At 33.1% G+C, this 5190-nt stretch carries 6 protein-coding genes; 3 read left to right on the forward strand and 3 right to left on the reverse strand.

Annotated elements, in window-relative coordinates:
- Positions 1–172 precede the first annotated feature (172 nt).
- The 3 genes from Q0A18_RS04760 (at position 173) to Q0A18_RS04770 (ending at position 2283) form a co-directional block, all read left to right on the forward strand.
- Entirely contained in the window at positions 173–817 is a 645-nt protein-coding gene (locus tag Q0A18_RS04760; protein WP_292009029.1) for a hypothetical protein, read from the forward strand.
- Between the two features lie 30 nt (positions 818–847).
- On the forward strand, positions 848–1564 hold the full coding sequence (locus Q0A18_RS04765; RefSeq protein ID WP_292009030.1) for a hypothetical protein: 717 nt from the start codon (positions 848–850) through the stop codon (positions 1562–1564).
- A 347-nt stretch (positions 1565–1911) separates the two neighbouring features.
- On the forward strand, positions 1912–2283 hold the full coding sequence (locus Q0A18_RS04770; RefSeq protein ID WP_292009031.1) for a septal ring lytic transglycosylase RlpA family protein: 372 nt from the start codon (positions 1912–1914) through the stop codon (positions 2281–2283).
- Between the two features lie 50 nt (positions 2284–2333).
- On the opposite strand, the gene Q0A18_RS04775 is transcribed toward Q0A18_RS04770, so the two are convergent.
- The 3 genes from Q0A18_RS04775 to Q0A18_RS04785 all read right to left on the reverse strand — a co-directional run.
- A complete protein-coding gene (locus tag Q0A18_RS04775; RefSeq protein WP_292009032.1) occupies positions 2334–3098 on the reverse strand; it encodes an exodeoxyribonuclease III in 765 nt (254 codons plus the stop codon).
- A 100-nt stretch (positions 3099–3198) separates the two neighbouring features.
- The gene (locus tag Q0A18_RS04780) at positions 3199–3585 is read right to left on the reverse strand and encodes an MliC family protein (RefSeq protein ID WP_292009033.1); all 387 of its coding nucleotides are present in this window, start codon (positions 3583–3585) and stop codon (positions 3199–3201) included.
- A gap of 115 nt (positions 3586–3700) precedes the next feature.
- Positions 3701–5190, reverse strand: a 1490-nt coding sequence (locus Q0A18_RS04785; RefSeq protein WP_292009034.1) for a bifunctional response regulator/alkaline phosphatase family protein, incomplete at its 5' end; no start/stop codon positions are given.

The following is a 5190-nucleotide window of genomic DNA, read 5'->3' on the forward strand; positions in this document are numbered from 1 at the left end:
GATTATTATTTGTCCATATAGATCAAGTTGGGATATATAAAATCAGAAAAACCATGTGATCAAATTAAAGTTGGATTGTTTAACAAATTAAAACAGCGCACAAGTTGGGATGGGAAACCATCTAAATTATGGGTATATGTTGATGAAAAATAAATTTAAATTTTAAAAACTTATGAAAAAATTTTTATTCACGGCGACAATGCTGGTTTGCTTTTCAGTAATTACGAAAGCTCAACAGAGAGGAGTTGGTATTAATACCACGTCGCCAGCAGCTACTTTGGATATTGCAGCCAATACTTCTGATAATACCATGCCAGATGCTGTATTAGTTCCTAGAATGACTGCCGCGCAGTTAATAGCAAAAGATAATACTTCTGGTACTTACAGTACTAACCAGAATGGAGCGATTGTTTTCATTACCTCAGGTACAGGTAATACAACTAGAACGGCAAAAATTACTGGTGCAGGTTTCTATTATTTTGATAGCTCAGTACCTGAGTGGAAATCGGTTGGAGGGACATCAGCTATTCAGCCTAGTAATGAGACACTAGAACAAACTTCTAGTTATACAGCTCAAGCTACAGATGATATCATATTATTGAATGTTAATACACCAGGAGCTACTTTAACATTACCTACAAGTGGAGTCTCTATAGGTAAAAAATATTATGTAAGTAATAAAGGGAATAATAGTGTAGATATTTCTCCACTACCAAGAGAAGGAGCTAACCAAAATATTCCTGCTCAGCAAGGTGCTATTCTTATGTATGTAGGAGGTACAGGAGCTGGTTCTTGGTCTGTAATCAGTGGATACTAATAAATCATGTTTAATTTTAAGATACAAATAATGAGCAATTATAAATTTGTTTTTATCCTATTACTTTCAGCAGTAGGATTATCCCAGGCCCAAGTAAGAATTGTAAATTCAATTAACAATTCTGTTGCCACAAATAGTTCAGCATTTATTGATGCATCATCTAACTCTACAACAAATGCTACAACCAATATCGGAAAAGGGTTGATATTCCCTAGAACGGATTTGACAACCTTTACATCATTTAGTGGTACTCCTACAGGGATTGCTACTTCATATCCTAATCGTTTCGATGGAATGGTTGTATACAATACAGCTACAAGTGGTGTAGCAGGTGTTGGTGCTACCCAAGGAACTTTAACAGCGGGGTATTGGTATTATGACAATAAATCTACAACGGTTACAGGAGGAACGTGGAAACCGGTTGCTGCTGCAAGTTCAAGTGCAGTAAACATCCTTACAACGGAAACTACTACTAATACATTAATAAATAGCGCACAAGTATATGCTATTAAAGGAACATTTACAGCAAGTGGAAATTCTACTGCAGTAAATATTCCGGCCCCTGCAGGGATGACGGGGCTTTATGGAATTACAATTTACAAATCAGGAAGCAACACTGTATATTCTAGAGATTTATACTCTTATACTATTGCTACTACAGCTGGAAATGCAATTACAGGTTCACCTACCGTATCTGTAGTTTATCCGGCAGGAACTTATGATTATGTATTGGAATACCTCAAGTAATTAGGAAGACTTACTTATCTTTAAAATTATTATAAATGGAAACCGCTGAGATCTTTCTCAGTGGTTTTTTATTGATAGAAGAATTATCCTTAAATTATTTTAACTGGTTGGTAATTAGGATGTTTTGCTTTTTCTAATTTGTAAATTATGTCTTAATTAGTTAATTAAATTAACTTTTAATACTTTATTTTAACGTTTTTTAACAGTGCTATCTAAAACCCCTGTTTACAGTAGTTTATAATGTTTTTTAACATTTTATTTTGATTTAATTAACAGTTATTAACTAACTGAGTGTTGACTTTCCAAGATTCATGATAAATTTGCTCCGTCAAACAATAAAATTCAAAATGATGAAAAGATTCATTCTCGTAATCATAATGATGATTTCAACCTTTGGTGTTTATTCGTTTTCGAATAATACCATAAATGCGAAAAAAACAAGTTATGCATCGTTCTACCACGATAAGTTTAATGGTAGAAAAACAGCAAGCGGAGAAATTTTTGATAATTCTAAATTTACCGCAGCTAACAGAACGCTTCCATTTGGTACTAATGTGAAAATTACCAATTTGAGGAATGGAAAAGAAGTAATAGTAAGGATTAATGACAGAGGGCCTTTCCATTCATCAAGAGTTTTAGATCTTTCTAAAGCAGCGTTCAGTGAAATCGGAAATACCGATCATGGTACAATCCCGGTTTCATATGAAATTGTCGACTAAAATTTATGATTTAAAAAGAAAGCCAACTGTATTAAGTTGGCTTTCTTATTTTATAAGTTTATTTCCACCAAGGCGGGACAATGATCAGAATGAACGGCTTCTTTTAGAATAGCAGCTCTTGAAAGTTTGTCTTTTAGAGAATAAGACGTGAAATTATAGTCTAGTCTCCATCCTTTATTTTTAGCCCTTGAATTTTGCCTGTAACTCCACCATGTATAATTATCGGGCTCATTATTGAAAAACCTGAAGCTGTCTATCAATTCACATTCTTCAATAAAATCAGTCATCCATTCCCTTTCCATGGGAAGAAAACCTGAAACATTTTTTAACCGTACAGGATCGTGTATATCGATTGCTTCATGGCAGATGTTGAAATCTCCTGAAATAATCAGATTGGGAATGTCTTTCTTTAAATTTTTGATGTAATTTAAAAAATCATGGCAGAACTCCATTTTAAACTCCAGCCTTTCAATATTGGAAGCAGAGGGAACATATACAGAAATAGCTGAGTAACCCTCGAAATCAGCCCGGATAATTCTGCCCTCGCTATCATAGCTCTCAATGCCACATCCATATTCAATATGCAGAGGTTTTTCCTTAGACGCAATACCTACACCACTGTAGCCCTTCCGTATTGCAGAGTGCCAATAACTGTGATAGCCTAGTTTTTCAAGACTTTCTATATCTATCTGGTCATTTCCTGCTTTACTTTCCTGTATACATATAATATCCGGATCAGCATGTTTCAACCATCCTAAGAAATCTTTTGTAAAAGCAGCTCTGATTCCATTTACATTATAAGTAATAAGTTTCATAAATATATTTTAGGCAAACTTAGAAAAATAAAAATCAGTTTTGAAATTTTCAAAACTGATATGCTTTATAGAATTTAATCTAAAAAGGTTAATGGTTTTCTTAGTTAGAGAAAACTACTTTACCATCCTTAGTTAATTCTACTTGTTCGCCTTTTCCTCTTAATTCATAATGATCATTTTTATACCAAATCCCTGAAGCAGGTCTTTGATCTTTTAAATCAATAGTTTCTCCTTCAAATACAACAGTAGCTGTATTTTTAGTGTTGTTGAAACTCATTTCAAGAGTTTTTCCGCTTTTGTCTTTAGCTGTACTTTTTACGATTTCATCAGTACCCGCAGCAGCGGACGGTTTTTCAGTAGGAGCTGTAGCTGTATCTACTGCTGTTGCAGTATCAGGTGCACTTACTGTTTCAGTGTGTTTTTCTTTTGCACAAGAAGTTAGGAATAAAGCTGTAAGAGCAGCCATAACAAAAATATTCTTTTTCATAATAGGATTTTTATGTGGATTATATTTCACAAAAAATATGCCATTATTTTCACGAATAAGCGGAAAAATTCAATTTTTCCACCTAAACCGTAAAATTAAATAAACTATAAAAAAACTATTTGGGTTTTAAAATGCTTATAGGTATTATACATTCTTCAAGAGAAATACCCCCATGCTGATAGGTTTCCTTATAATAATTCACAAAATGATTATAATTTTTAGGATAAGCAAGGAAAATATTATTCTTGGCGAAGATATATTTAGAGCTTAAATTTCCTTTAGGTAAAAATAATTTCTCAGGATTAGTAATAGCCCATACGTCACTGTCGTCGTAGGTTAAACTTTTCCCTGTTTTATAGCGTATGTTGGTAGAAGTTTCTCGGTCTCCTACTACTTTACTCGGTTTCTTTACATATACAGTTCCGTGATCGGTAGTAATAACCAATTTATAACCACTTTCAGCAGCTATTTTGATAATCTTTATTAAAGAAGAGTTTTCAAACCAGTTAAGTGTGAGAGATCTGAAAGTTTTATCATCTCTAATCAGCTGATCAACAATATGATTATCCGTTTTTGCATGAGAAAGGATATCGATAAAGTTATAAACAATAACTAGTAAATCATTGTTTTTATGCTGGTTGAAATCATCATAAATTTTTTTTTCAAAATCGGCATTCAAGACTTTTAAGTACTTCATGGATTTGGAACCTAAACCAATTCTTTTCATTTGATCCTCTAAAAAGTCACGTTCAAACTCATTCTTATTCCCTTCTTCATTATCATTGAACCATTTATCAGGAAAACGTTTTTCAATTTCAGAAGGCATTAGCCCTGCAAAAAATGAATTTCTTGCATATTGGGTAGCTGTGGGTAGAATACTGTAATAATAATCTTCAGAAACTTTATTATAATATTTGGTAAATAAAGGTTCTATTACTTTCCACTGGTCATAACGAAGATTATCTACCATTAAGAGAAGAACTTTTTCCTTTTCTACTTCCGGCTTTACCTTTTCTTTAAATAAGGTATGGCTCATCATAGGTTTATCACTGCCGTTCAGCCAGTCTTCATAGTTGTTTTCAATGAACTTGGCAAATTGAATATTGGCTTCTTCTTTCTGAGACTGCAAAAGGTCCGCAAACTCATTATCTGTAACCTTATCAAATTTGATTTCCCAGTTGAGTATTTTTTTATAATATTCAGCCCAATCCTGATACGTTCTTAAATAAGAAAGCTCCATCGATAAATTTCTAAACTCCTGCTGATATTGTAAAATTGTTTTTTGTTCAACCAAATTATCCTGTTGCAGATTTTTTTTTAATGATAATAATATCTGATTTGGATTAACCGGCTTTAAAATATAATCTGCGATTTGGGAACCGATAGCTTCCTCCATGATATGTTCCTCTTCACTTTTGGTAACCATGACTATTTTTAAAGAATTATCCTTTTCCTTAATCATCGGAATGGCTTCTAGGCCTGAAATCCCAGGCATGTTTTCATCGATTAAAGTAAGAGCGAATTTTTCAGAATCAATCAACTCTAATGCCTCATTGACATTATTAACCGGAGTTACCTGATACCCTTTCTTCTCTAAAAATACAA

Source organism: Chryseobacterium sp., from assembly GCF_022712095.1.
Taxonomy (GTDB): Bacteria; Bacteroidota; Bacteroidia; order Flavobacteriales; family Weeksellaceae; genus Chryseobacterium.